The organism is Rhizobium sp. BK275, from assembly GCF_014193555.1.
GTDB lineage: Bacteria > Pseudomonadota > Alphaproteobacteria > Rhizobiales > Rhizobiaceae > Rhizobium.
In genome coordinates this window covers 71,623-98,473 of the sequence record NZ_JACHZL010000006.1, presented here as the reverse complement: position 1 = coordinate 98,473, position 26,851 = coordinate 71,623, and the positions used below count along the sequence as shown (strand labels likewise).

Here is a 26,851-nt window from a genome sequence, read left to right as displayed (position 1 = left end):
CTGGCCTCAATATTCATGCTCGTAGACGATACCGGCTTCACCCGCGCCATTGCCGCCGGCGGCACCCCGCAGCTTCACGCCGCGGCCGACATCCAGATTGATGATGGCCTTGGCACCGGATCCTTCGCTCTGCTGCAGTTCGAAGTAGGTTCGTTCGTTGAGGTAGCGGCCGACGCTGACACTCGTCTGGCCCTTCGCATTGGTGCTGATGTCGAGGTCATCGACCCCGAGTTGGTTGCGCAACCCTTCGAAGAGCGAGGTGGAGCGATTGCCGGCGAGCTGGCTGACGGCATCGGCAAGCTGAGCAATCTGCAACGGTGACAGCCGAGACATCGACTGGCCGAAGATCAGCTGCGCCAGCACCTCATCCTGCGGCAGGGCAGGCGAGGAGGAGAAGGTAATGGCAGGATCGGTCGCGAGACCCGCGACATTTACCGTGAGCGTCGTGCTGCCGGAGGTCGACGTCGCCTCCATATCGAGGGCCGGCGTCAGGTCGCCGGCAAAGGTGATGCGGCTTCGATCGGAGAAATCGAGACGACGGTTGAGGATCGTCAGACGGCCGCGGCGCATGGTGAAGGCGCCGACCACCTCAGGCACAGCGGCCGAACCCCGGATCGTAATGTTGCCGCCGACCTCTGCATCGATGCCGCGGCCGCGCACGAAGATCTGCGAGGGCGCATCGAGCTGGATATCGAGCATGATGGTCGAAGATTTTTTCCGGGGCTGCTGCTGAGCATTGTCTCTGAGTTGGGCAAGCACGGCGGGCGGCGCGTGGATATGGCGGATATCGATTTCACGCAGCGATGTCGGCAGCCTCTCCGGCACGGTGATCGAAGCCTTGTCGATGTGAAGCTTACCATCAAGCGTAGGATTGGAAAGCAGCGGTCCTCTCAGGCCAAGCGTGCCGTCGACCGTTGCTACAACCAGCGTGCCGTCGACATAGACCGCACGGTCCAGGCGGATGGAAAGATCGGCGGGGAAACTGCCGCTGATGCCGACCGAGCCGCTCGCCGAGATCGAGCCGCCGCTTGCAAGCCTGCCGTTCAGCCGAGAAATGACGGCCTGCTGGCCGTTGAAGGTAATGGTCGCGCCAAGGCCTTCGAGGGCGAGGTTACGGCGCACGTCGATCAGCTTTGCGCCATCCGTCGTGACCGTTCCGTTGATGACGGGTGCCGCCGTCGTGCCGCCGACTTCGAGATTCACATTGGCGACGCCTTCGGCAACGAGACCTTGCTGAGCGAGCTGTGCGCCGAGGACGGCAAAGGGGAGACTGCCGTTGAAGCGCAACGACATGGCGCGGTCGCCCGTCATTGCGAGAGTGCCGCCGCCTTTCAGTGACAATCCGCCGTCGCCGGCAAGACTGGTGTCGACCGTCAGCCTGTTGTCGGCAAGCTTGCCGCTTGCGCCGATGGTGAGCGGGGCAAGGCCCGCGCTCTTCGTCTGGCTCGTTTCGGCATTCTTCCAGTCGACCTTGAAATCGACCGAGGGAAGGGGAAGCGATCCCGAGGCCGTGGCTGTCGCCGTGATGGCACCTTCGGCACCAAGGTTCGGAACGAACCCATTGGCGACGGCAGCCGGCAGATTGGTGACATCGGCCTTGGCGTTGACGCCCTTTATGGTCGCGCCTGAAATATCGAGATTGCCCACGGCCTTCAGCGAAACCCCGCCGTTGCCATTGAGATTGGCGTCGAAATCCAGCCGGTCCTTGCTGAGCTTGCCGGAAGCGGTGAGCATCAGGCCAGACAGACCAGCAGTCCTGGTCTGTTTCGTTTCGGCGTTTTTCCAGTCGATCTTGAACTCGGCCGACGGCGCGGCGAGCGAACCGGAAGCCGTGGCCGTCGCAGTAATGATGCCTCCGGCTCCAATATCCGGAACGAACCCATTGGCGACGGCAGCCGGCAGATTGGTGATATTGGCCTTCGCATCAATGCCTTGGATCGTCGTGCCGGCGAGGGCGAGATTGCCGGCGGCCTTCAGTGAGACGCCGCCTTTGCCATTCAGATTGGCGTCGAAATCCAGGCGGTTGCTGACATATTTGCCCGAAGCGGCAATCGCCAGCCCGGAAAGACCGGCGGTCTTAGTGTGGCGCGTTGCCGCATTCGTCCAGTCGACCTTGAAATCGACCACCGGTTCTGTCGGCGTGCCCGAGGTGACAGCGGTACCGGAGATCGTGCCTTCGGCCCCGAGGCCGGGCACAAAGCCGTTGGCGAGGTTTGCGGGCAGGCCGGCAATATCAGCGTTGACGGCGAGATCGCGAATGGCAGTGCCGTCGATCGTGACGCCACCGGTCGCCTTCAAAAGTGCGCCATTACCGCTGCCGAGATTGGCATCGAAATCGACCCTGTTGTTTTCATATTTGCCGGTGGCCCTGGCGGACAGATCTGTAAGGCCGTTGCTTTTTGTTTGGCGTGTCGCCGCATTCGCCCAGGCAAGATCGAAGGTGACAGCAGGCGCCGGCAGCGAGCCGGAGGCGGACGCCTTGCCGGAAATCGTGCCTTCAGCGCCGAGATCGGGAACGAAGCCATTGGCAAGGCCGGCCGGAAGATTGGCGAGATCGGCATCGACCTTGAGATTGCGAACCGTCGTTCCCGCAAGTTCGACATTGCCTGTCGCCTTTAGCGACAGGGCTTTCGGTCCGCTGAGGCTGGCATCGAAATCGAGTTTCTGGTCGGCGAAATGGCCGGTTGCCGCAAGGTCCAAACCGGTCAGACCGGTGGTTTTGGTGTGCCGCGTCGTGGCGTCCTGCCAGGTGAGTTTGAAATCCGCAGCCGGTGCGGTCAGCGTCCCGGATGCCGACGCAGTGCCAGAGATCATCCCACCGGCGTCGAGATCTTTCACGAAACCATTGGCGATATTGGCAGGGAGATTCGCAAGTTCGGCGTCAACCTTGACGTTGCCGATTGTGGTTCCGGTAACGGCGACATTGCCGCGCGCTTTCAGCGACAGCCCGCCCTTGCCGGCGAATGCGGTATCGAAATCGAGCTTGTTATCCGCAAACCGGCCGGATGCATTGAGCGAAAGGCCGGCAAGTCCGGCGCTCTTTGTCTGGCCTGTCGCGGCGCCTTTCCAGTTCAGCTTGAAATCGGCAGCCGGTGCCGCGGGCGTGCCCGTTGCCTTGACGGTTCCCGAAACGGTGCCTTCGGCGGCGAGATCGGGGACGAAGCCATTGGCGATCTTTGCGGGCAGACTGACGATATCGGCGTCGATATTGAGTGTCGGGCCGCTCGGATCGGCAAGGCCAACGTCGCCCGCCGCCTTCAGGGAAAGGCCGTCAGCGCCGCTGATGCCGCCATCGAAATTCAGCTTTTTGTCGGCGAAGGTGCCTGACGTCGTGATGCCGAGAGGCGCGATGCTGGCGCCCTTTGTATGGCTGGTGGCCGCATTCTTCCAGTCAAGCTTGAAATTGACGGTGGGGGCGGTCGGCGTCCCGGTCACATTGACCGTTCCGGAAATCGTGCCGTCGGCGGCAAGATTGGGGACGAAGCTGTTGGCGAGGCTTGCGGGCAAGTCGGTGATGACGGCATCGAGCTTCAGTGTCTCGCCGGCCGAGCCCGTGACCGCGACCGAGCCATTGCCGGTCTTGACGGTCAGGCCGCTCAGGCTGGCAACACCGTTTGTGATGTTGACCTTTGCGGGTGAGGCAAGTTCGACCGGGATGTTGCGCGGCTTTGCAATGAAGCGATCGAGGCTGAGGTCGATCATGCCGCCTGCCGACTGCACGTTGCCGGCCGCCTGCAGCGGATTGCCGTCGTAGCCCGCGTCCAGATTGAAATCTGTGCGGGTCTGCTCCTGTGCGAAGTCGAGGGCGATGCCCGTGAGTTTGTTGGTCCCGAAGCCGAACTCGTCTGCACGCACAGTGCCATTAGCCGCAAAGGCCATGAGGTCGCTGACGGTAACATCCACTGTCGGCTTGAGGATCGTCAGCGTGTCGCGGCGGATGCCGCTGCCATTGGCGGCGACCTTGAGTGCGATCTTGCCATCATCGCCGGTAATGTCGATGGACCCCTTGAGGTCGCCTTCCGCCTTCTGGCCGCCGAGGGCGGCAAGCAGACTGATATCCGGAAAGTCGAAGGTCAGTGCGCCCGCCGGCGTCATGCTTGGTGAAAGCGTGAGGTTGCCCGACAGGCGATTGCCGCCGACATCGGCCGTCAGCGCGGGGATGGAGATCGTTCCGTTTTCGGACCTGACGTCGCCGTTGATGCCGATCGGCTGGCCGTCGATCTTGCCGGTTGCAGCAATCTTCCCCTGTGGGGCGGCAGGATCGGCAGTGCCGGTCAGGTCGATATTCAGATCGCCGAGCTTACGATCGGCCATCTGCAGGCTTGCGGCTTTCACGTTTGCGGTCAGAGCAAGAGCGGGAAGGGTACCACTCGCCTTGATGCTGTAATCGGCCGCGCCGCTCGTGCCTGACAGCAGCTTGCCGATATCGGGAAGTTTGCCGGTGAGATCGGCCGTCAGTATGTCGTCGTCGAGCGCGATATTGCCGGCCGCCTCGATGGATGGCGATTTCAAAACGATGTTCGAAAGCGTCACCTTGGAAGGGATCGTTCCGGCAACCTGGGTTTCGAGATCGATCGGCGCATCGAACTTTCCTGCTACAGCCGGCGGCAGGGCGGCGGGCTGCACGGTGAATTTCGCATTGCCGGTCAGCATGCTGTCAGCCAGGCGATAGGAGCCGTTGAGATCGGCGCCGATATTGGCGCTTTCGATGCTCGTGCCGTTGAAACCGATACCGTTACGCGAAATCTGAAGCGGAGCGACGAGCGTGACAGGTCCTCGAATCGCGCGGTTGAGATTGGGCTCGGTGAAGGTTGCGTCTCCGGCAACGAGGCGCAGCTCGATATCTCCGGCGCCATTGGCGAGATTGAAGGCATCGCTCTTGGCCGTCAGTTTGACGTTGCTGATATCGGCCTGGGGCATCGTGGCGGAATCCAGCGTTCCGCTGGCGTTGATGCGCACCGCCTGGGCCTGTCCGGTCATCGCCAGATTGAGGCCTGAAATCATAAAACGCGCTTCGCCATCGGCGAGCGGCCAGCGGAAATCGACCGGACCGGAGGTGCCGAGTACATTGGCGTTCAGGCTGTTGTTGCCGGCAGGATCGAGCGTGCCGGATGCGGCGATGACGACGCTGCCGGTCGCGAGATTGCCGGTCTGGATATCGATCTTGCCGCTGTTGTCGAAGGTAGCGGAGACATCGATATTCGTCTGGCCAGCAAAAAGCGGCCGGAATGTCATGGGAAGCAGCGAGCTGACATCGCCGCCGCCCTTGAGGTCGAGATGATGCAAGCCGTCGGGGGTGATCGCGTGCTTGCCCTCCAGCGAAGCTCGTTGTTGGCCATCGAGGGCAGCCTGCAGCTTACCGTTCCAATCGGAAATTGGGCCTTCGCCGTTCAGCGCGATATTGACAGCCGGGCTGCCGGGCAGACCGAGGAAACCGGCAAGCAGGCCACCCTGCGGTTCGGCAAGCTGGGCGTTCAGCCGCAGGTGACCGTTTGCCGGGGTAAAGGCGACATCGGCGGACAGTTTTGCATCGGGAACCTGATGGCGGTTGACGTTGACAAGCGCTTCGCCGCCATCACCATCGGCCTTGAGGTTGCCCGTCGCGGCAAGCGAGAAAGCGCGTCCGGTCAGCGACGCGGCGAGAGAGATATTGGGCAAGGCGATATGTTCGATATCGATCTTCAGCGGCAGGCGGAAACCGCCGCTGTTTTCTTCGCCCGGGGCCACCGGTTTGGACGGCAGGGTTCGCACCGGCGGGCGGCGCACGTCGATGGAGGCGACCGAGACCTGTTTGGCGTGGAAGGTGCCGGTCAGCAGCGCGAGTGGATTCCAGTCGATGGCAATGCCGCGAACTTCCGCGAAGGTACCGCGCGTGTCTGACAGGGTGATCTCGGCTGCGCGTAAGCCGCCGGTCAGCAGCGCTTCCGGTTCGCGCACTGTGATCGTCATGTCGCGATTGGAAAGCGTGGAGGCGACATGTTCGGTGATGATCCGGGCGCCAAAGGAGGTGAAGCCGAAGATTGCCAGCGCAATGACCGCGAGGATAATCGCCGCACCGAGGCCGTAGCCAAGCAGCCGTATCATCCAGTTCATGATTTTCGCCAACATTTGCATAAGCGCGGACACTATCCCGTTTTCATGACAGCTCACAGGTCGGAAAACACTGTGAGATCGGCCTTCCTGTAATGAATGGCCTAGAACGACTGGCCTATGCCGGCATAAATTCCATAATCCGTCCCACCGTCGTACTTGTTCAAAGGTACGGCGAAATCAAGCCGAAGAGGGCCGAAAGGTGTTGCATAACGGATACCGGCGCCCGCACCGGCCCTGATATCGGAGAAATCGGGCGCGATGCTGTCCGAAACCGTACCGACATCGATGAAGGGTACGACGCCAATCGTATCGGTGATCTTGACGCGCGCCTCGAAGGAGGCGGTCACAAAGGAGCGGCCGCCGGTCTCATCGCCGTTTTCGTTACGCGGTGAGATTTCCTGGTATCCGTAGCCGCGCACCGAACCGCCGCCGCCGGCGAAGAAACGCTGGGTAGCGGGAATATCCTGAACGCCGTCGCCGCCGATCAGCGTGCCGGCTGCGAGCTTGGCGGCCAGCACGATGTCGTCCTCGGCGCCGAGACCGAGATAGCCTGATATCGAGCCCTCGAAGGCGGAGTAGATCGTACCGTTGAAGAATTCGTAGCCAGGTTTTGCCGAGAGCGTCGCGTGATAGCCGCTGGTCGGATTGAATTTGTCGTCGCGGGCATCGCGATCATAGGTGATCGGCAACGTAAAGGTCAGATAGTTATTGTTGCCGAAGGCGTCGTCGTCGTCGTTCTCGAAGCTCAACTCGCCGGCCGCGGAAATGGTGTCCCGATCCGTCAGTTCGTAGGAGATGCCGAGCGAGGCGGTGATGAGCTTTGCATTATAGGCATCCGGATTTTCCGTCTTGGCGACAATGCCGGCCTTCAGGGTGGCGGACGGGTGGATAAAGCCCGGTTTCGTAAAGAGAATGCCGGCGGAATAATCGAGATCGCCGAGGTCGGACGCTTCGCCGAGACGCGAGACGGCGCCCTCGATGCGCAGCGATTCGGCCTCGCCGAACAGGTTGCGGTGGCCCCAGTAGCCGTTGACGCCGAAGCCGTCGATCGTCGAATATTGCGCGCCTATGCCAAGGTAGCGCCGTTTGCCTTCGGAAACCTCGATCGTCATTGGCAAAGTGCCGTCGGCGGCCAGTGCGTCGCCTTCGTGGATCGTGACGCTGGAGAAGACGCCAAGCGCGCGCAGGCGTTCGCCTGCTCTCCTCAGTGCCTCGGGCGAATAGGCTTCGCCCTTCTGCAGACGCGAATAGCGCTGGATGAATTCCGGCTTGACCCTGTTTTCGCCCGTGACGCCGACATCGCCGATCGGAGCAACCGGGCCGCCTTCGGCAGCGAGGACGACATCGACGGTATTCGTTCGGTGATTGGCCACCACGCGACGCTCGGTCAGCTTGGCGAAGGGTCTGCCCTCACTCTTCAACTGGTCGACGATCGTGTCGCCCGCCTTGACGATGGCGAGCGAACCTGCCTGTTCGCCTGGGGCGAGATCGTAATCGGCGGGATTGCGCTGTGCGGCATCACCGCCGAACTGGACTTCATTGACGGTGAAGACCGGGCCGGGCGCGATGTCAACTTTGACCGGGATCGGTTTGGAGCGGTCGAAGGTCGGATTCGGCGGCAGGTCGTTGATGTTGCGGCCGTCGATGGTGATGGTTACCACGCCGCCATAGCGCGCCTTTTCGTAGAGCGTGGCGATCAGTCTATCGCGGTCGTCGCGGGCTTTCACGACAACGCCTAGATCGCCTGAAACCGGACGATCCTTGTCGCCTACGAGACGGGAGCTGTTTTCCAGCGCCTCCTTGAGGTCGCGATCGGCTGTCCCGGTTTCGAGATCGACGTCATAGTGTACGGGATCGGGCACCTGCAGGTTCTCGTCCTCGTCCTTGCCGAATATGGTGATGCCAAAAAGCTTGAATGCGTAAGCGTTGCCCACGAGGATCGGCGAAAATGCAGCCGCCGCTGCGACCACCACCACGGCGCCTGCTCGATACGCAATACCAGTTCTCAGGCCCGTCCCTCTAATCCGCATACGCCGCTTTTGGGTTACATTAAAATGAAGCTCTGCGTTGCCCAGCCAACAATGAGCTTAGCGGCAAAATCCCGTCACGTGTACCAATTTAAACTGCTGACGCACTAATTTAGCACAAAAAAATCCCGGACGAGGGTCCGGGATTTCCGTTTTTCCCATTCTGATTGCAGATCTCAGCGGCAATCATCAATGTAGCGGCGACCATACCGGTCCCGATAATAGCACTGGCCAGGTTGCTCTGCGACCCTGCCGATCAATGCGCCCGAAACGCCGCCGATCGCTGCGCCGACTGCCGCGCCGCGCACGTCGCCGGTGACCACGCCCCCGATAACGGCACCCGACGCTGCGCCGATGCCGGCGCCTTGCTGGGTGGGTGTACAGCTTGCGATCGAAAGGCCGATCAATGCGAATACGAGGACTCTTTTCATCTCTTCTCTCCGAGGTTTTTGGCGCCCCAGCGGGCGGACGTCGTCCCTAACCTGTTTTTTCGCAGGCTAGCCCGGAAATTATGTCGCAAGAAGGGCTTGTCCACCATCACCGGACCTTTTTTCGTAAGGCGCGGGTTTCTTTCCACGATTAAAAGCAGGAGTTTCGAGAAATTTTTCCCGGAATTGACGTCGATCAAATTCGCTGACCGCGGCTCGCATATTTTTTATCTGGAATCATTCAAAAGTCTGCGCCTTTTGCCGCAGTTGATGGTAAAGCAGGGACCAAGGGTTGACGTACGGTTGCCGTCTCAGCAAGAAAACAGCCGTACGAACTGGAGCATATGATGGATTTCGAAGCGTTTTTCAAAAGCGAGTTGGACGGGCTTCACACGGAGGGCCGTTACCGCGTTTTTGCCGACCTGGAGCGCCATCGCGGTAACTTTCCGCGTGCGACCCGCCACACGGCTGATGGCGAACAGGAAGTGACCGTCTGGTGCTCCAACGATTATCTCGGCATGGGCCAACACCCCAAGGTGATCGAGGCGATGAAAGAAGCCATCGATCACTGTGGCGCGGGTGCGGGAGGCACCCGGAATATCTCTGGCACCAACCACCACCATGTTCTGCTCGAGCAGGAACTCGCCGATCTGCATGGCAAGGAAGCCGCGCTGACCTTCACATCCGGCTATGTTTCCAACTGGGCAGCGCTCGGCACGCTCGGTGCCAGGATCCCCGGCCTCATCATCTTCTCCGATGCTTTCAACCATGCCTCGATGATCGAGGGCATCCGCTACGCCAAGTGCGAGAAGGTCATCTGGAAGCACAATGACGTCGCCGACCTCGAAGCCAAACTGGCTGCTGCCGATCCCAAGGCACCGAAGCTCATCGCCTTCGAATCCGTCTATTCGATGGATGGCGATATCGCGCCGATCAAGGAAATCTGCGATCTCGCCGACAAGTATGGCGCCATGACTTATCTCGACGAAGTGCATGCCGTCGGCATGTACGGTCCGCGCGGTGGCGGCATTGCCGAGCGCGAAGGCCTGATGGATCGCATCACCGTCATCGAAGGCACGCTTGCCAAGGCATTCGGCGTCATGGGCGGTTATATCGCCGCTTCCACCGCGCTCTGCGATTTCATCCGCTCTTTTGCGTCGGGCTTCATCTTCACGACGTCGCTGCCGCCGGCCCTCGCTGCCGGATCGGTTGCGTCGATCCGGCATCTCAAGGCAAGCCCCTTCGAGCGGGCTCGCCATCAGGACCGCGTGCGAAAGTTGCGCATGTTGCTTGACCAACAGGGCATTCCGCACATGCCGAACCCCAGCCATATCGTCCCCGTCATGGTTGGCGATGCCGCCAAGTGCAAGTGGATCTCGGATCTGCTGCTCGACAATTTCGGCGTCTATGTGCAGCCGATCAACTATCCGACGGTGCCGAAGAAGACCGAGCGCCTGCGTATCACGCCGACGCCGCTGCATTCGGATACCGATATCGAGCATCTCGTCGGCGCGCTGCATTCGCTCTGGTCGCGCTGCGCGCTTGCCCGACACGTCGCTTGATGTCACGTCGCCTGATTTTTCAGGAAAATTTCTTTATCGGATGAGCCCGGCAGCCCGCTGCCGGGCTTCTTTGTCTGCAGCGAAGACATCGTCCATCGTCGCGGCTGCCGGCAGATCGATGAGATCGTCCATGACTTTTTCGGTGATCTCGGCCATGGCAAGGAAGGGCAGGCGGCCCTCGATGAAGGCTTCGAGTGCGACCTCCTTGGCGCCGTTCAGCACCGCGCCCTGGACGCCGCCGCGCGTCATTGCCAGTCGGGCAAGCCGCAGGGCAGGGAAACGTTTTTCATCCGGAGCCTCGAAGTCCAGCCGCGCGAGCTTGGCGAAATCCAGCCGCTCGATCGGCAGGTTCGCCCGGCGCGGATGGGAAAGGGCGTAGCCGATTGCGGTGCGCATATCCGGCGCGCCGAGCTGTGCCAGCACCGAGCCATCCGTATAGCCGACCATCGAATGGATGACCGACTGCGGATGAACGATCACCTCTACCTGTTCGGGGCGCAGGCCGAAAAGGTGCTTCGCCTCGATCATCTCCAGCGCCTTGTTGAACAGCGACGCACTGTCGATGGAGATCTTCAGGCCCATAGACCATCTCGGATGGGCGCGCGCCGTCTCGACCGTAACATTGGCCATCTCCTCCAGCGAGGAGGTACGGAAGGGACCGCCTGATGCCGTCAGGATGACACGTTCCACGGCATGGCGCTGGTTTTCCTCCAGCACCTGGAAGATCGCATTATGTTCGCTGTCGACGGGCAACAGCTTGCCGCCGCCGTTTTTCACCGACTCGATGAACAGATCGCCGGCCGCGACCAGACATTCCTTGTTGGCAAGCGCGATATCGGCGCCGCGGCGTGCCGCTGCAAGTGTGGGTGCAAGGCCGGCTGTGCCGACGATGGCTGCCATCACCCAGTCCGCCTCGCGGTCTGCGGCCTCCATCAGCCCGGATTTGCCCGCGGCGACCGCAATGCCGCTGCCAGAAAGCTCACTCTTCAGCGATTCGTAATGCTGGTCATTGGCAATGACGGCCAGATGCGCGCCCGCCGATTTCGCTTGTTGCGCCAGCAATTCCACATTGCCGTTGCCGGTCAGGACGGAAATTTCGAATTTGTCCCGGCCGCCCAGATGATCGATGACATCAAGCGTATTTTGGCCGATCGAGCCTGTCGAACCGAAGATGCTGAGGCGCCGAGGCGCGATTTTGCCCGTCATGGTCGATTTCGCAAGAAAAATGCATATTTGCCCTCGGCTCTACAGGGGATCGCGGGAGGCAGCAAGTGTGCGGTGCAGCAAATTTCAACTCCAGAGGGGTTTACTTAACTCCGCCATGATGTGATGCTGATAAATGTCCTTACGAGGATGATCATTTGCTGCGGTCGGTTACGGTCGAAAGGCAAATCCGCTGGGCACCAATGCGTCCGACGAGCAACCGGCAAATTTATGCCACTGGCCGATAGCCAAACAAAAATCGAAGACTGAACCGGGATTGCGTGTTTGCGCCATCCTTCATTGCGTTCGACGCGAGCGCTTCCACGTCCGCTCTGTGCCCATGGTTGGTGCTATCGGCGTGCAAGTTCAAAACGATACGATATTATGACGAAAATAAAGATTGTATGCTTTGTTTTTGCCCTTCTGCCGCTGGCCAATCCCGTATTTGCGGATGACCTGGTGATCTGGTCGCCGGTGAAGGTGTCCAACCGTTCCTATAAGACGACGGTCGGGTTTCGTTTGCCGATGGAATGGGAAACGAGCGCCGGTGCGGATTTCGCGCTTGCCTCCAACAAGAGCGGGGCACCGCTGCCGGCTTCCGGCCAGGCGATGCTTTGGGGCAAGCTGCAGAAGGTGAGCGTTACGCCGGCCAGCCGTGCGCAGCAGGATGTGACGCTGCAGGTCGATACTTTGCGCGGCAGTGGCGCGTTGATGCTCAGCCGCTCGCGCAGTTGGATCCTCTCGGATTCGCTCGACATGCAGACGACCCGTGCGGTGAGCTTCGGTTACAACGCCGTCGATGCGCGTCAAGCGACGGTGTCGGCTTCGCAGGCGGTCAAGCTGATCTATCCGTGGACCGGCACATCGATTTCGGCCGGGAGCAGCATCAGTGATGTCAGCGGCGACTTTTCCAGCACCGTCGCCGTCAGCCAGAACATCTTGCCCAACCTCGGATTGAACGCGTCCGTGTCCGACCCGCTTTCGACGGGGCGGACGGGAAATGTCAATTTGAACTATCAGCTTCGCTGGTAGGCGAAACCAAAGTCCTGTCGACTGCGTTTCTTCTTCTTCACCACCAAGGAGGACAGAACGATGGTCTTCAAGGAACAGACATTTCACGGTCGTCAGCCCGAAGCGGAGGCTGAATATGCCAATCGCGCCACACTGGAAGCTGCGGTCGCCAATGCGCTGGCGGTTGCCGGCGGCATTGACGCAGCCGATGTCGAGGTGACGTCCGAAGGCGACGAGATCGTTCTGAGCGGCAGCGTCGGTACGGTCGACGAAATCGAACGGGCAACAGTCATCGCAAGAACAGTTGAAGGCGTTCATACAGTGCGAAACCGTATTTTGCTCACTGGCTCGATGGTTGACGTTCGACATTAACCACTAGCAGAACATTAACCGTCGTCGCGCGCAAACCGTCGCTCAGCTGATCAGCCGGCAAAGCGTTCCGGCAGAAAACCGGCGGGGGCTTTCTCGCCGACAAGCCGATCGGTCTTCGGTGTGGGAACGGGGCCATGCGGCTGATGGGCGATTGCCAGCAGCAGGCCGCTGACGACGAAGCCGATCGCAACCAGAATTATTCGAATACGCATGGCGGATACTCCCGTTTTGTCGCTTAACGCGGAGAGATTCCTGAAGTTCCGCATGTTTCAGAAAAGAAAGACCCGGCTGGTCTCCCCAACCGGTTGGCGCCTTCAGCGGCAGAATCTAGTTTTCTTGAGCGTGACCTGACCGTGGATGTGAACGCGCACCATTCGAGTCGCCTCGCCGCAGTCTCGTCTGGGCGGCAATCGGCTTCATCGGCGGATGGATCGTGGCGGTGTTTTCAATGCTGGCGAAAAACGCGCCATGCGATGGCGATCTAGATATCGGTGAGAGGATGGTGATCCCGACGCGATTCGAACGCGTGACCCTCAGATTAGGAATCTGATGCTCTATCCTGCTGAGCTACGGGACCACTCGGATGCCATGCATACAAAAGGCTTGGCGCGAAGCCAAGCCTTTTCGGTATATCCAATGTCGTTTCGTTTCAGGCGCCGAGACGTTGTTCGGCAAGGCGGACCCAATAGGAAATGCCGTGGGCGATTGCCTCATCGTTGAAGTCGTAGGCGGGGTTATGCAGACCGGCGGTATCGCCGTTGCCGATGAAGATGAAGGCACCGGGGCGGGCGTTCAGCATGTAGGAGAAATCTTCGCCGCCCATCATCGGGTCGACTTCGGAATTGACGTTGGCTTCGCCGGCAATGTCGCTGGCGACAGCAACGGCATGTTCCGTCTCGTCGGCATGGTTGAGGGTGACGGGATAGTTGCGATGGAAATTGATGTCGGCTTCGGCACCATGGGCAGCGCAGATGCCTTCGACGACCTGGCGCAGGCGTGCTTCGGCCTGGGCGCGCACGTCTTCGTCCAGCGTGCGGATCGTGCCGGCGATGGTTGCGTCATTGGGGATGACGTTATGGGCGAAACCGGCGTTGAACTTGGTGACGGAGACCACGACCGAGCGAAGCGGATCGACGCTGCGTGAGGCGATCATCTGCAGGTTCGTGACGATCTGGGCGCCTGTCGCGATCGGGTCGATCGTGCGGTGCGGCTGCGCGGCGTGGCCGCCGCGGCCCTTGATGGTGACGGTGAACTCGTCGGTTGCCGCCATGATGGGGCCTTTGCGGGTGGCGAACTGGCCGACGGGCAGGCCCGGCAGATTGTGCATGCCGTAGACCTCTTCGATGCCGAAGCGCTCCATCATGCCGTCCTTGACCATCAGGTTGCCGCCACCGCCGCCTTCTTCGGCCGGCTGGAAGATCACGGCGACATTGCCATTGAAGTTGCGGGTCTCGGCGAGGTATTTCGCAGCGCCGAGCAGCATGGCGGTATGGCCGTCATGGCCGCAGGCATGCATTTTTCCCGGCGTTTTCGAGGCCCAGGGCTTGCCGGTGATCTCGGTGAGCGGCAGGGCGTCCATATCGGCGCGCAGGCCGACCGTGCGATTGGCTTCTCCCTTGCCCTTGATGAGGCCGACAACACCGGTGCGGCCGATGCCGGTGACGATTTCGTCGACGCCGAATTCCTTAAGCTTTTCAGCAACGAAGGCGGCCGTATTTTCGACTGCGAAGAGAAGTTCCGGCCGCGCATGGATGTGGCGGCGCCACTCTGCGACTTCATCCTGAAGTTCGGCGGCTCTATTCAGAATCGGCATTCTTGGCTTCCTGTGAATGAAATGCGTGGGGCCTGTCTGAAAGCATCACAAGGGCGTGATGCCTTGGAAATAACTTAGTCAATGACCTTTGCCATGTCATAGCCATATAGGGTAAATAGGGGAAGGTTTCGAGATAATTCCCTGAAGGACGAGCACTTGTCGACGCGCCACGATCGTTTGTTCGCCGCTTTGCGGCCGTTTTCTTTTATAGCGACAGCAACAGCGGTTCTTGTCTCGTCCGTTACACTTGCCGAGGCCAACCCGCATATCCTCGTTGACGTGCAGACCGGACGGGTGCTGGAGCATGAGGAAGCTTTCCGCAAATGGTATCCGGCTTCGCTGACCAAGCTGATGACCGTCTATACGGTGTTCGATGCGATCCGCTCTGGCCAGATCAACCTCGACACACCCGTCGTCATGAGCAAGCGGGCCGCGTCCGCGCCGCCGGCCAAGATGGGCTTCAAGCCGGGCCAGAAATTCACGCTCGACAGCGCGTTGAAGATCCTGATGGTGAAGTCGGCCAATGACATCGCCGTTGCCGTTGCCGAAGCGGTCGGCGGCACTCAGGAAGCTTTTGTCGTGCGCATGAATTCCGAGGCGGCGAAGCTTGGCATGTCGGATTCGCATTTCGTCAATCCGAACGGCCTGCCGGGCAACGGCCAGTATACGACGGCCCGCGACCTTGCGATCCTGACGGTGGCGCTGCGCCGCGACTTCCCGCAATATGCCGGCTATTTCTCGCTGGAAGGCTTTACGAACGGCAAGCAGAACGTCCCGAATATCAACATGCTGATCGGCCGCTTTGCCGGCGCTGACGGCATGAAGACCGGCTTCATCTGCGCTTCAGGCTTCAACCAGATCGGTTCTGCGACGCGCAACGGCCGGACGCTGGTTTCCGTCGTTCTCGGCACCGACAGCCTGGCGGCCCGCGCCGATGCCACCGCCAACCTACTGCAGAAGGGCTTCACCACGCAGTTTGCGGCGAACGATACGCTGGGCTCTCTGAAACCTTACGGTCCCGGACAGGACCAGGTGAACGACATCACAGCCGATATCTGCAGCGCCAAGGGCGCAAAGATACGCAGCGAGACGCGTGATGAGGTTGGCCGCATGAAGGTGCAGTCGCCCTATATCCACGAGATGGATCACGAGCCGCAATTCGTGTTTGCCGGCCTCATTCCGGGCCAGGATCCGCAGCCGGTCGCCCAGAACGATAAGTCTGCCAAGGGCGATGCGGTCGAAGCGCTCGCCAACGTACCGGTTCCGCTCCCGCGGCCGAAGTCCTTCTGAGGAAACATCATGAGCACGTTCAGCGACAAGATCCCGGTCACCATCCTGACCGGCTTCCTCGGTGCCGGTAAATCGACGCTCCTGAACCGCATCCTCAAAGATCCTGCCATGAAGGATGCGGCCGTCATCATCAACGAATTCGGCGATGTCGGCATCGACCATCTGCTGGTCGAAAGCTCCGGTGATTCCATCATCGAGCTCTCCGACGGCTGCCTCTGCTGCACCGTGCGCGGCGAACTGGTCGATACGCTGGCGAACCTCATGGATGCTGTGCAGACGGGCCGTGTGAAGCCTGTCAGGCGCGTGGTCATCGAAACGACCGGCCTTGCCGATCCGGCTCCCGTCATGCAGGCGATCATGGGTAATCCAATCATTGCGCAGAATTTCGAGCTCGACGGCGTCGTGACCGTCATCGATGCCGTGAACGGTCTACAGACGCTCGACAATTACGAGGAGGCGCGCAAGCAGGCGGCTGTCGCCGACCGGTTGATTGTCTCAAAGAAGAGCATAGCAGGCGATACGGATGCGCTGATGGCGCGTTTGCGGGGCCTCAATCCGCGTGCATCCCTCATGGATGCTGACAGCGAGGAAGCTGGCACGGCACATGTGCTCATCAACGGGCTTTACGACCCCGCGACGAAGATCGCCGACGTCCGCCGCTGGCTGCATGATGAGGATGAGCATGAGGGGCATCATCATCCCCATGACCATGATCACGGTCATCACCACCACCATCATGGCCACGAGCATCAGGACCCGCACGACGTCAATCGTCACGATGCGTCGATCCGTTCCTTCTCGATCATCGAGGAGAAGGCGATCGATCCGATGGCGCTCGAAATGTTCATCGATCTCCTGCGTTCAGCGCATGGGGAAAAGCTTCTGCGCATGAAGGCGATCATTGCCACCTCAGACCGGCCGGAGCGCCCGCTGGTGCTGCATGGCGTTCAGAGCATCTTCCACCCGCCGGTGCGGCTTGCCGCCTGGCCGGATCCTGAGGACCGACGCACGCGCATGGTGCTGATCACCAAGGATCTGCCGGAGGCTTTCGTGAAAGATCTCTTCGATGCCTTCCTCGGCAAGCCGCGGATCGATACGCCCGATCGGGCTGCGCTCAGTGATAACCCGCTCGCCATTCCTGGAATGCGGATCTAACGATCAACGCTTGCGGATCAGGAAACGGTGGCCGCGCTCGGTCTTTTCCGTGCTGACAAGCTCGTGGCCATCTTCATTGCAGAAATGCGGGATGTCGATGGCGGCAAGCGGATCGCTGGTGTCGACGAGGATCATTGCACCGCTCGGCATGGCCGTCAGCTTCTTGCGCGTCTTGATGACGGGGAGCGGGCATTTCAGCCCGCGCAGATCGTAGAGAATGGCGTCCAAGCCGATCAGTTCCTGGCCCAGAACTTCCAGAACGGCTTCTTGGTGGCGTCGGCGGTTTCCTGCGGCGCGGGCTCGGGCGCGGCATAGGCCAGCGGGTTCTGCATCGGCACCGGAATATTGGCCGGCAGCGCTGCAGCGACGGTCGTGGCTTGAGCCTGCGTCGTCGGTGTCGCAGTCGCTGCGGTCTTGGCAGCAACGCTCTTCGCGGCCTGATTGGCCATCATGTCTTCGAGTTCGGCAACCTTGACCATGCGGCCGGCTTCCAGCGACGTGCCGGTTGGAGCATAGGCGAGTTCACGGCCCTTGCGCAGCTTGGCGACGACAGCCTTACGCTCGGCTTCGGTTGGGTCGTACCAGGCAAGGCCGTCATATTTTTTCAGGGCCGTCTGGTATTCGGCATCATAGGTCTTACCGTAGGAAGCGAGAGCGGCCGTCAGCGCCGGCGGCGTCGACATGGCCGGGCACGCGCCGGCCGGATTGAAGCTGCTGCCATCGGTGGCCTGCTGGTTGAAGACGTATTTCTTCTCGCAGACATTCACTTCCGGCGGGCGCTTGGTGACTTCGAAATTGTCGTAGCCGACCTTCAGCATCTTCCAGAAATCATAGTTCGTATCGAGACGGTGCTTGACCATGTTCTCGGCGGTCATGCGGAAGGGAAAGGCCTGAAGCTGCACGCTTTCCTGGCCGCCCTTGAAGGCGTCACGGGCAAAGGCGTAGATTTCCAGAACCTGCTGGTCGGTCATCGAATAGCAGCCCGACGACGAGCAGGCGCCGTGGATCATCAGGTCGCTGCCGGTGCGACCGTTGACGGCATCATAGCGGTTCGGAAAACCGGTGTTGATCGCCAGGTAATATTTGGAATTGGGATTCAGGTTGGCGCGGCTGAGGTTGTAGAAGCCTTCCGGCGCCTGCCGGTCGCCGGTCTTGACCTTCGGGCCGAGCTTGCCGGACCAGGCGCAGATCTTGTAGCCGGCGATCTTCTCAAACCGATTGTCCCTCTTTGCCTTCCAGACTTCCAGCGCACCTTCTTCCTTGAAGATGCGGATCATGATCGGCGAGTTGCGGTCCATGCCCTTGGCCGACATGTCGGCAAGAATACGGGCGGGAAGCGGCTGCTCCACCTTGTTCTTGACGGTCGAAAGGTCGATGCCTTGAGCCGATTCCAATGCATCATTGCAGCCGGTCAGAGCCAGCGCCATGAGCGAAACATAGGCAAAATGACGTATGCGCATTCAATCAGCCCATCAATAATGCGACCCAACCCGCTTACAGAAACCGGGCGTAGCGCGGAATCATAGGCGGCTTATACTTGATAAATCCTTACCAGCCTATGACTTGCGCGGACGTCTCCTGCAAGCGCAATGTTACAGATAACATTATTGTGGCCAAGATTTGGCCCCAATCGGCTGTGCCGGCTTGTGGAACTTACAGATTGCGGCCCATTGCGAGGAATTTCTGGCGGCGGTCGTTGCGCAGCTGTTCGCCGGAGCGGGAAGCCATTTCGGCAAGTGCATTGGAGATCATATCGCCGGTGGCGGCGATGACGCTGTCGGGATCGCGGTGGGCGCCGCCAAGCGGTTCGGGGATGATGCCGTCGATGATACCGAGCGCCTTCAGGTCCTCGGCCGTGATCTTCATGTTGGTCGCAGCTTCCTTGGCGCGGGTGGAATCGCGCCAGAGGATCGAGGCGGCACCTTCCGGCGAGATGACGCTGTAGATCGAATGTTCGAGCATATAGACGCGGTTGCCGGTGGCAATCGCGATCGCACCGCCCGAGCCGCCTTCGCCGATGACGATGGAGATCAGCGGCACCTTCACGCCGAGGCACATCTCGGTCGAACGGGCGATGGCTTCGGCCTGACCGCGCTCTTCTGCGCCGACGCCCGGATAGGCACCTGCGGTATCGACGAGGGTGATGACCGGAAGCTGGAAGCGATCCGCCATTTCGAGGATGCGGATCGCCTTGCGGTAACCTTCGGGACGGGCACTGCCGAAATTGTGCTTCAGGCGGCTCTTGGTGTCGTTGCCCTTCTCCTGACCGATGACTGCGACCGGCTGGCCGCGGAAGCGGGCTAGACCAGCCTGGATGGCGGCATCCTCCGAAAACTTGCGGTCGCCGGCAAGCGGCGTGAATTCCTGGAAAAGCGTCTTGGCATAATCGACGAAATGCGGACGCTGCGGATGGCGGGCGACCTGCGTCTTCTGCCAGGCGTTGAGCTTCGAATAGATCTCGACGATCGCCTCACGGACGCGGACCTCGAGCCTGCCGACCTCGTCGGAGGTGTCGATGCTTTCGTCTTCCGTTGCCAGCTTCTTAAGCTCGATGATCTTACCTTCGAGGTCTGAGATCGGCTTTTCGAAGTCGAGATAGTTGTGCATGAGGTGCGTTTCCGTTCCTTGTGCGCGGGACAGTTTCCTGGTTCCGCCCCTTGTCGCCGGTCCTATTCGTGCTTTTTCGCCTGTTTTGCAAGGGGGTGGTGCGTATGGACGAGTTGCTGGAGCCGTTCTTCCAGAACATGCGTATAGATTTGTGTCGTCGAAATGTCCTGATGGCCGAGGAGTTCCTGCACCACGCGCAGGTCTGCGCCATTGGCCAGGAGATGGCTGGCGAAAGCGTGACGCATGACGTGCGGCGAAATCATCGACGGTGCGAGGCCGGCTCGAATTGCCAGATTCTTGAGATCGCGCGCGAAGACCTGTCGCGGCAAGTAACCTTCCTTAGAGGCGGCCGGAAAGAGCCAGGGGCTGTCCTGAGGTTCTTTCGACGCTGCGTTTTCCAGTGCCAGCATGCGGCCGTAGGACTTCAGTGCGGCGATTGCCGATTGCGAGAGTGGAACAAGACGCTCTTTGTTTCCCTTGCCCCGGATCATCAGGAAGCGGCCTTCCTGGTCGAGAACGCGGGCAGGAAGCGAGACGAGTTCGCTGACGCGCATGCCGGTCGCATACAGCAATTCCAGCAGCGCCAGCATGCGCAGGCGATGAAGCTGGCCGGGTGCTGTGTCGGCAGCTTCCGTCTCCGCCTGGGACAGCAGTTTCGTTACTTCCTCGACGCCCATCGTCTTCGGAAGTGCCCGGCCTTTCTTCGGCGCGTCGAGAATGCCGGTCGGGTCGTCAGTGCGCAGGCCCTCGGCGTAGAGGAATTTGTAGAACTGTCGCATGGCGGCAAGCCGGCGGGCCTGCGAGGAGGGCTTGAAGCCCTGCGCGGACAGCGAGGCCAGATAGGCACCGAGATCGCCCGATGCCGCCTCCGTCAGGCGGATGCTGCGGCCGCGCAGGAAAGAGCGAAGGTCGTCCAGATCGCGCTCGTAGGATTGCAACGTGTTGACCGCGGCGCCGCGCTCGGCACTCATCATTTCAAGGAATGATTCCACGTGGACGCGGCCGAGATCGTTCATCGCGTCACTTCTTCGTGGTATTGATCGTGCCGGTCGAGGGCGGGTTCACTCGCTCGGAAGGAATGCGGATGGTGACGTCCCGCTCCTGAGGCTCGACGAAGGCGACGAGCGCCCACATCGCTCCATAGATCAGTCCGGCGATGACCGCCAGGACGGACAGGAAACGGATCAGGCTCGGCATCCGGCTACTCCTTAGAACTCTGCTTCTGTTATAGGAAGCGTGTTTGCAAGTGCAAGAAGCGGCAGTGAGACCATGATTCCCTTGCCCGCGACTTGACGCTACACCCACATTTGTCGATACCGTTTGCAAACAAAGTGTGAATGGACCGATGAGTGAACCCCCAGTTTCCGTTGCAGACAGCCTGAGAGACAGAGCTCGCGCCGCGCTCGGTTCACGCAATCTGATCCTCGTCGGCCTTATGGGAGCCGGAAAATCCTCGGTCGGGCGCCTCATCGCGCAACAACTCGGCGTTCCCTTCATCGACAGCGATATCGAGATCGAGCGCGTCTCGCGCATGACGATCACGGAGCTTTTCGCGGCCTATGGAGAGGAAGAGTTCCGGGCGCTCGAAGCGCGGGTGATGAAGCGTCTGCTGAAGGGCGGTCCGCGCGTTGTCTCCACCGGCGGCGGCGCCTTCATCAACGCCCGCACGCGCAGGCATATCAAGAAGGGTGGCCTGTCTGTCTGGCTGAAGGCCGATCTCGATGTGCTCTGGGACCGGGTCAACAAGCGCGATACACGTCCGCTGCTGAAGACCGAAAACCCGAAGCAGACGCTCGAAAATCTGATGAATGCCCGCTACCCCGTTTATGCCGAGGCCGATCTCACGGTGCTTTCGCGCGACGTGCGCAAGGAAGTCATGGCCGATGAAGTGCTGAGAGCCGTGGTCGAGGCCCAGAAGGAAAGTGCAGTATCATGAACGCGATCACTCCCGCTTCCGTCGTCCGCAAGGTGCATGTGCCGCTCGGCGATCGAGCCTATGATATCATGATCGGGCCGGGGCTGATCGCCAGCGCGGGCGGCGAGATCGCTTCGCGGCTCAAGGGCCGCAAGGCGGCCATTATCACTGACGAGCATGTGGCGCCGCTTTATCTCGACGCTTTGAAGGCGAGTCTCGATGCCGCCGGCATCGCCTCAGCTGATGTCGTGCTGCCGGCCGGCGAGAAGACCAAGAGCTTCGAGCATCTGGTCAATGTCTGCGACAAGATTCTGGAAGCCCGCGTCGAACGGAATGACTATGTCATCGCGCTTGGTGGCGGTGTCATCGGCGACCTCTCGGGTTTTGCGGCCGGCATCGTCAGGCGCGGCGTGCGCTTCGTACAGGTACCGACCTCGCTGCTCGCCCAAGTGGATTCGTCGGTCGGCGGCAAGACCGGCATCAACAGCCGCCATGGCAAAAACCTCATCGGTGTCTTCCATCAGCCGGATCTCGTGCTCGCCGATACGGATGTCCTGAACTCCCTGAGTAAGCGCGAATTCCGCGCCGGTTATGCGGAGGTTGCCAAGTATGGCCTGATCGACAAGCCGGATTTCTTCGCCTGGCTGGAGAAGAACTGGCAGGCTGTGTTTGCCGGCGGCTCGGCGCGTATCGAGGCGATTGCGGTGAGCTGCCAGGCTAAGGCGGATGTCGTGGTTGCCGACGAGCGGGAAAACGGCCAGCGGGCGCTGCTCAATCTCGGCCATACGTTCGGCCATGCGCTGGAGGCTGCGACCGCCTATGACAGCAGCCGTCTGGTTCATGGTGAAGGCGTTTCGATCGGCATGGTGCTGGCGCATGAGTTTTCAGCGCGCATGAATCTCGCGAGCCCTGACGATGCCCGCCGCGTTGAGGCGCATCTGAAAGCGGTCGGCCTGCCGACACGCATGGCGGAAATTCCAGGCGCTCTGCCGCCGGCGGAGGTGCTGATGGATGCGATCGCACAGGACAAGAAGGTCAAGGGCGGCAAGCTCACCTTTATTCTTACGCGCGGCATCGGCCAGTCCTTCGTTGCCGATGACGTGCCGGCTTCCGAAGTGATCAGCTTTCTCAAGGAAAAACATCCCTGATGTCAGTCGAGGGTACCCTGGCGTTTTTATCGGTCTACTGGCCGGAGATCATTTCGATCGTGGCCCTGGTGTTGATGTCTGCGTTCTTTTCGGGATCCGAAACCGCGCTGACTGCCGTTTCGAGAAGCCGGATCCACACGCTGGAAGCCAATGGCGATGAGCGCGCCGGTCTCGTCAGAACCCTCATCGAGCGTCGCGACCGGCTGATTGGTGCGCTGCTGATCGGCAACAATCTCGCCAACATCCTGTCGTCGTCACTGGCGACAAGCGTATTTCTGGGGATCTTCGGCAATTCCGGCGTGGCGCTGGCAACGCTTGCCATGACCGTTATCCTTGTCATCTTCGCGGAGGTTCTGCCGAAGAGCTGGGCGATCTCGACGCCGGAGCGTTTTGCGCTCAATGTTGCAATACCGACGCGGCTCTTCGTCGCCGTGGTCGGTCCGCTCTCTTCGTTCGTCAACACGATCGTGCGTCAGATCCTCGGTCTTTTCGGGATCAACCTGTCGCGCGAAGTCTCGATGCTGTCGGCTCATGAGGAGTTGCGCGGCGCCGTCGATCTGCTGCATCGCGAGGGTTCGGTCGTGAAGGCTGACCGTGACCGTCTCGGCGGCGTACTCGATCTCGGCGAGCTCGAGCTTTCCGATATCATGGTCCACCGCATGGCGATGCGGGCGATCAATGCCGATGATCCGCCGGAATCCGTGGTCCGGGCGATCCTCGAAAGTCCCTATACGCGCATGCCGCTGTGGCGCGGTACGATCGATAACATCATCGGTGTCGTACACGCGAAAGATCTGCTCAGGGCGCTCGCCGAGCCGAACATGGAGCCGCAGCAGCTCGATATCGTGAAGATCGCCCAGAAACCCTGGTTCGTGCCCGACAGCACCAATCTCGAGGACCAGCTCAATGCCTTCCTGCGCCGCAAGCAGCATTTCGCCGTGGTCGTCGATGAATATGGCGAGGTGCAGGGCATCGTGACGCTCGAGGATATTCTCGAAGAAATCGTCGGCGATATCTCCGACGAGCACGATATCGATATGCAGGGTGTGCGCCAGGAGGCAGACGGCTCGATCGTCGTCGATGGTGGCGTACCGATCCGCGATCTCAACCGCGCACTGGACTGGAACCTGCCGGACGAAGAGGCGACGACGATCGCGGGCCTCGTCATCCATGAATCGATGACCATTCCCGAAGAGCGGCAGGCCTTCACCTTCTACGGCAAGCGCTTCGTCGTCATGAAGCGGGAGAAGAATCGCATTACCAAGATTCGCATCCGCCCCGCCGAGGAAGACGAGGCCAAACCCGCCTAACCAAGATTTCCGTTATCGGCGGCATTTCCGTGCGCCGGCTTATCCTACAGGATCTGACATGTTCGACATTCTCTGGCGATCCGTCGCCATCGGCATCGGGGCGACCGTCCTCATGGATATCTGGGCGATCCTGCTCGCAAAGCTTGGCGTGACGCCGTCGCCGAACTGGGCGCCAGCCGGCCGCTGGTTCTGGCACCTCGGTAAGGGCAAGGTCTTTCACGACAGTATCGCTGATGCCGAGCCCTATGCCAGCGAGCTGGCGCTCGGTTGGATCGGCCACTACGCGGTCGGAATCCTCTACGGCATTCTGCTGGCGATCTTCGTCGGTCCGGCCTGGTTTGCAGCGCCGACTTTCCTGCCGGCCTGGATCCTCGGCATCGTCACCGTCGGTGCGGGCTGGTTCCTGATGCAGCCGGGTCTCGGGCTTGGCTGGGCGGCTTCGAAGACGCCCAACCCCACGAAGGTCCGGGTGCTCAATCTGCTCGCTCATACTGTCTTTGGTTTCGGGCTTTACGCGACAGCGCTTATTATCCGTTAGAGCAATTCACGCAAAAGTGCACGGCGGTTTTGCGTCCGGAATTGCATGAAAAGTAGGTTTTCTACCAGCGCGTCGGTTCGCCCGGCGCAGCCGGCTCGACGGCCAATGCGTGAAGCCCGGCATCCAGCTCTGGCTTCAAGAGGTCGGTGATCGCCCTGTGTCGTTGCAGCCGAGACATGCCGACGAATTTTGCAGAAACGATGCGAATGCGCATATGCGTCTCGCCGGTGCCCGTGATGCCCGGCTGGTGGCCGGCGTGCAGATGGCTCTCGTTGATGACGGAGAGGCGTTCGGGTGCAAAGGTCGCCTTGAGCTTCTCTTCGATGCTGGTCTGGAGTGTCATCAACGGATCTTCTGAGTTCACGAAAAAGGTTCCCACCAAGCCAGCAACATTCCCGTTTGTCAATTCTTGTTGTCATCAATCAGCAGCCCCATAATTAGCGCCGCCATGAGACTTGATTCCAAATATTTCGATCGCATCCGAACGCGCCGCAGGCGAGAGCAGGAGCCCGAACAGGCGCCTCCAAGCTGTCAGTGGGACGGCTGCGACAAAAAAGGCACGCATCGCGCTCCTGTGGGACGCAATGCGGAAGGCCAGTTCTTTTTATTCTGTTTCGAGCACGTCAAGGACTACAACAAGGGATACAATTATTTCTCCGGCCTCTCGGACGGCGAAATCGCGCGCTACCAGAAGGAGGCGATAACAGGTCATCGCCCCACCTGGACGGTCGGCGTCAACAAGGATGCCAAGAACAGCCCGCTGCATGCCGAAGTTCGCTCCGGCGCCTATTCGCGCGTGCGTGACCCATTCGGTTTCGTGAAGGAAGGTGGCGGCAAGGGCAGTGGCCCGCGTTTCCCGCAGGCCCGCAAGCTGAAATCGCTGGAGGCCAAGGCTTTCGATACGATGGGACTTGCCGCGAACGCTACCTCTGCAGAGATCAAGAGCAAGTACAAGGAACTGGTCAAGAAGCATCACCCCGATGCGAACGGCGGCGACCGCGGCTCGGAAGAGCGTTTCCGCGCCGTCATCCAGGCCTATCAATTATTGAAGCAGAACGGTTTTTGTTAATTCCCGTCCTTGCTCTTAAACTTCAATCGGGTATGGTCCACATCGGCTGAGGCCGCAGGCAACCGCGGCATATATTTGCGTGTTTTCCCGACATTGCCTCTGCCGACCTTCCGGACGCGGCGTTTCTTGTCTGGGACTCTTTCAAGAATGCTCGCCAGCGGTCATTATCCCGCCGAGGTTTCGTTTCAGTCCCGGAGAAGTATCGCCGACGTTCCGACCCTGGAAGAACGCGGACCAAAGACTGCGGCACCATGGTTGCGCAATGGCTGAGATAGTGTGGCCGGGTGGCCGTCACCCGCCTTGGAGACATGATGAGCAAGATTGACCTTGATATTTCCGAATTGCCCGACACCACCGTTTCGGTCCGGGAGGTCTTCGGCATCGATTCCGACATCCGCGTTCCCGCCTACAGCAAGGGCGACGCCTATGTTCCGGATCTCGACACCGATTATCTCTTCGACCGCGAGACGACGCTCGCGATCCTTGCGGGTTTCGCCCATAACCGACGCGTGATGATCTCCGGCTACCATGGCACGGGCAAGTCTTCGCATATCGAGCAGGTCGCCGCCCGCCTCAACTGGCCGTGCGTGCGCATCAACCTCGACAGCCATGTCAGCCGTATCGATCTCGTCGGCAAGGATGCGATCGTCGTCAAGGACGGGCTGCAGGTCACCGAATTCAAGGATGGGATTCTGCCCTGGGCCTACCAGCACAACGTCGCGCTCGTCTTCGACGAATACGACGCCGGCCGCCCGGATGTGATGTTCGTCATCCAGCGCGTGCTGGAATCGTCCGGCCGCCTGACGCTGCTCGACCAGAGCCGCGTCATCCGTCCTCACCCGGCCTTCCGCCTGTTTGCGACCGCCAACACGATCGGCCTCGGCGATACGACCGGCCTCTATCACGGCACGCAGCAGATCAACCAGGCGCAGATGGACCGCTGGTCGATCGTCTCGACGCTGAATTATCTGCCGCATGATCACGAAGTGAATATCATCGCCGCCAAGGTGAAGAGCTTCGGCAAGAACAAGGAAGGCCGCGATACGGTTTCCAAGATGGTCCGCGTTGCCGATCTGACGCGCGCTTCGTTCATGAACGGTGATCTCTCGACCGTCATGAGCCCGCGTACCGTCATCACCTGGGCCGAGAATGCGGAGATCTTCGGCGATATCGCCTTCGCCTTCCGCGTCACTTTCCTCAACAAGTGCGACGAACTGGAGCGTCCGCTGGTGGCCGAGCACTATCAGCGCGCCTTCGGCGTGGAGTTGAAGGAAAGCGCTGCCAACATCGTGCTGGGGGCTTGAGGCCAG

Annotated in this window: 23 protein-coding genes and 1 tRNA gene; 11 read left to right on the top strand and 13 right to left on the bottom strand. The window is 60.5% G+C overall.

Features of this window, described 5'->3' with window-relative positions:
* Positions 1–6: 6 nt before the first annotated feature.
* The 3 genes from FHT82_RS19415 to FHT82_RS19405 all read right to left on the bottom strand — a co-directional run bounded on the left by FHT82_RS19415 (position 7) and on the right by FHT82_RS19405 (position 8,551).
* Positions 7–6,114 (bottom strand): translocation/assembly module TamB domain-containing protein, encoded by a 6,108-nt coding sequence (locus FHT82_RS19415; protein WP_183734646.1) that lies wholly within the window; start codon positions 6,112–6,114, stop codon positions 7–9.
* A gap of 80 nt (positions 6,115–6,194) precedes the next feature.
* Positions 6,195–8,123 (bottom strand): autotransporter assembly complex family protein, encoded by a 1,929-nt coding sequence (locus tag FHT82_RS19410; RefSeq protein WP_183734326.1) that lies wholly within the window; start codon positions 8,121–8,123, stop codon positions 6,195–6,197.
* A gap of 173 nt (positions 8,124–8,296) precedes the next feature.
* Positions 8,297–8,551, bottom strand: coding sequence for a YMGG-like glycine zipper-containing protein (locus tag FHT82_RS19405; RefSeq protein WP_183734325.1), 255 nt, complete (start codon positions 8,549–8,551; stop codon positions 8,297–8,299).
* Positions 8,552–8,895: 344 nt separating this feature from the next.
* Here FHT82_RS19405 and hemA point away from each other — a divergent pair, with 344 nt between their 5' ends.
* The gene (gene hemA, locus FHT82_RS19400; protein ID WP_183734645.1) at positions 8,896–10,110 is read left to right on the top strand and encodes a 5-aminolevulinate synthase; all 1,215 of its coding nucleotides are present in this window, start codon (positions 8,896–8,898) and stop codon (positions 10,108–10,110) included.
* A gap of 33 nt (positions 10,111–10,143) precedes the next feature.
* Here hemA and dxr read toward each other — a convergent pair whose 3' ends face one another.
* On the bottom strand, positions 10,144–11,316 hold the full coding sequence (gene dxr / locus FHT82_RS19395) for a 1-deoxy-D-xylulose-5-phosphate reductoisomerase (RefSeq protein WP_183734324.1): 1,173 nt from the start codon (positions 11,314–11,316) through the stop codon (positions 10,144–10,146).
* Between the two features lie 381 nt (positions 11,317–11,697).
* Here dxr and FHT82_RS19390 point away from each other — a divergent pair, with 381 nt between their 5' ends.
* Together FHT82_RS19390 and FHT82_RS19385 are read left to right on the top strand one after the other, a co-directional pair.
* Positions 11,698–12,345 carry a hypothetical protein gene (locus tag FHT82_RS19390; RefSeq protein WP_183734323.1) on the top strand — a complete coding sequence of 216 codons (648 nt, stop codon included), beginning with the start codon at positions 11,698–11,700 and terminating at the stop codon, positions 12,343–12,345.
* Positions 12,346–12,405: 60 nt separating this feature from the next.
* Positions 12,406–12,696 carry a BON domain-containing protein gene (locus FHT82_RS19385; protein WP_183734322.1) on the top strand — a complete coding sequence of 97 codons (291 nt, stop codon included), beginning with the start codon at positions 12,406–12,408 and terminating at the stop codon, positions 12,694–12,696.
* A gap of 50 nt (positions 12,697–12,746) precedes the next feature.
* On the opposite strand, the gene FHT82_RS19380 is transcribed toward FHT82_RS19385, so the two are convergent.
* From FHT82_RS19380 to FHT82_RS19370, 3 genes are all read right to left on the bottom strand, one after another.
* On the bottom strand, positions 12,747–12,908 hold the full coding sequence (locus FHT82_RS19380; protein ID WP_183734321.1) for a hypothetical protein: 162 nt from the start codon (positions 12,906–12,908) through the stop codon (positions 12,747–12,749).
* Between the two features lie 288 nt (positions 12,909–13,196).
* Positions 13,197–13,273 (bottom strand) — tRNA-Arg (locus FHT82_RS19375).
* A 72-nt stretch (positions 13,274–13,345) separates the two neighbouring features.
* Positions 13,346–14,509 (bottom strand): M20 aminoacylase family protein, encoded by a 1,164-nt coding sequence (locus FHT82_RS19370; RefSeq protein ID WP_183734320.1) that lies wholly within the window; start codon positions 14,507–14,509, stop codon positions 13,346–13,348.
* A 156-nt stretch (positions 14,510–14,665) separates the two neighbouring features.
* On the opposite strand from FHT82_RS19370, the gene FHT82_RS19365 reads away from it, so the two are divergent.
* Both FHT82_RS19365 and FHT82_RS19360 read left to right on the top strand, forming a co-directional pair.
* Positions 14,666–15,799, top strand: a complete 1,134-nt coding sequence (locus FHT82_RS19365) for a D-alanyl-D-alanine carboxypeptidase family protein (RefSeq protein WP_183734319.1) — start codon at positions 14,666–14,668, stop codon at positions 15,797–15,799.
* 9 nt (positions 15,800–15,808) lie between these two features.
* Positions 15,809–16,954, top strand: coding sequence for a GTP-binding protein (locus tag FHT82_RS19360; protein WP_183734318.1), 1,146 nt, complete (start codon positions 15,809–15,811; stop codon positions 16,952–16,954).
* Positions 16,955–16,957: 3 nt separating this feature from the next.
* On the opposite strand, the gene FHT82_RS19355 is transcribed toward FHT82_RS19360, so the two are convergent.
* The 5 genes from FHT82_RS19355 to FHT82_RS19335 form a co-directional block, all read right to left on the bottom strand.
* Entirely contained in the window at positions 16,958–17,182 is a 225-nt protein-coding gene (locus FHT82_RS19355; protein ID WP_183734317.1) for a sulfurtransferase TusA family protein, read from the bottom strand.
* Positions 17,183–17,187: 5 nt separating this feature from the next.
* Positions 17,188–18,414, bottom strand: a complete 1,227-nt coding sequence (locus FHT82_RS19350) for a murein L,D-transpeptidase family protein (protein ID WP_183734316.1) — start codon at positions 18,412–18,414, stop codon at positions 17,188–17,190.
* A gap of 193 nt (positions 18,415–18,607) precedes the next feature.
* Positions 18,608–19,561 carry an acetyl-CoA carboxylase carboxyltransferase subunit alpha gene (locus FHT82_RS19345; protein WP_183734315.1) on the bottom strand — a complete coding sequence of 318 codons (954 nt, stop codon included), beginning with the start codon at positions 19,559–19,561 and terminating at the stop codon, positions 18,608–18,610.
* Between the two features lie 62 nt (positions 19,562–19,623).
* Positions 19,624–20,577: a site-specific tyrosine recombinase XerD gene (gene xerD, locus FHT82_RS19340; protein WP_183734314.1), complete on the bottom strand. Its 954-nt coding sequence runs from the start codon at positions 20,575–20,577 to the stop codon at positions 19,624–19,626.
* A 4-nt stretch (positions 20,578–20,581) separates the two neighbouring features.
* The gene (locus tag FHT82_RS19335) at positions 20,582–20,758 is read right to left on the bottom strand and encodes a hypothetical protein (RefSeq protein ID WP_183734313.1); all 177 of its coding nucleotides are present in this window, start codon (positions 20,756–20,758) and stop codon (positions 20,582–20,584) included.
* 148 nt (positions 20,759–20,906) lie between these two features.
* On the opposite strand from FHT82_RS19335, the gene FHT82_RS19330 reads away from it, so the two are divergent.
* The 4 genes from FHT82_RS19330 to FHT82_RS19315 are packed head-to-tail and all read left to right on the top strand — an operon-like array spanning position 20,907 to position 24,472.
* Positions 20,907–21,497, top strand: coding sequence for a shikimate kinase (locus tag FHT82_RS19330; protein ID WP_183734312.1), 591 nt, complete (start codon positions 20,907–20,909; stop codon positions 21,495–21,497).
* On the top strand, positions 21,494–22,624 hold the full coding sequence (aroB, locus tag FHT82_RS19325; RefSeq protein WP_183734311.1) for a 3-dehydroquinate synthase: 1,131 nt from the start codon (positions 21,494–21,496) through the stop codon (positions 22,622–22,624). Before FHT82_RS19330 ends, aroB begins: the two co-directional genes overlap by 4 nt.
* The gene (locus FHT82_RS19320) at positions 22,624–23,934 is read left to right on the top strand and encodes an HlyC/CorC family transporter (protein ID WP_183734310.1); all 1,311 of its coding nucleotides are present in this window, start codon (positions 22,624–22,626) and stop codon (positions 23,932–23,934) included. The genes aroB and FHT82_RS19320 overlap by 1 nt, the downstream gene beginning before the upstream one ends.
* Before the next feature lie 58 nt (positions 23,935–23,992).
* Positions 23,993–24,472 (top strand): DUF2938 domain-containing protein, encoded by a 480-nt coding sequence (locus FHT82_RS19315; protein WP_183734309.1) that lies wholly within the window; start codon positions 23,993–23,995, stop codon positions 24,470–24,472.
* Between the two features lie 61 nt (positions 24,473–24,533).
* On the opposite strand, the gene FHT82_RS19310 is transcribed toward FHT82_RS19315, so the two are convergent.
* A complete protein-coding gene (locus tag FHT82_RS19310) occupies positions 24,534–24,815 on the bottom strand; it encodes a BolA family protein (protein WP_183734308.1) in 282 nt (93 codons plus the stop codon).
* A 105-nt stretch (positions 24,816–24,920) separates the two neighbouring features.
* On the opposite strand from FHT82_RS19310, the gene FHT82_RS19305 reads away from it, so the two are divergent.
* Together FHT82_RS19305 and cobS are read left to right on the top strand one after the other, a co-directional pair.
* Positions 24,921–25,541 (top strand): J domain-containing protein, encoded by a 621-nt coding sequence (locus tag FHT82_RS19305; protein WP_007822228.1) that lies wholly within the window; start codon positions 24,921–24,923, stop codon positions 25,539–25,541.
* Positions 25,542–25,852: 311 nt separating this feature from the next.
* Positions 25,853–26,845, top strand: coding sequence for a cobaltochelatase subunit CobS (gene cobS / locus FHT82_RS19300; protein WP_183734644.1), 993 nt, complete (start codon positions 25,853–25,855; stop codon positions 26,843–26,845).
* The last annotated feature ends 6 nt before the right edge of the window (positions 26,846–26,851 follow it).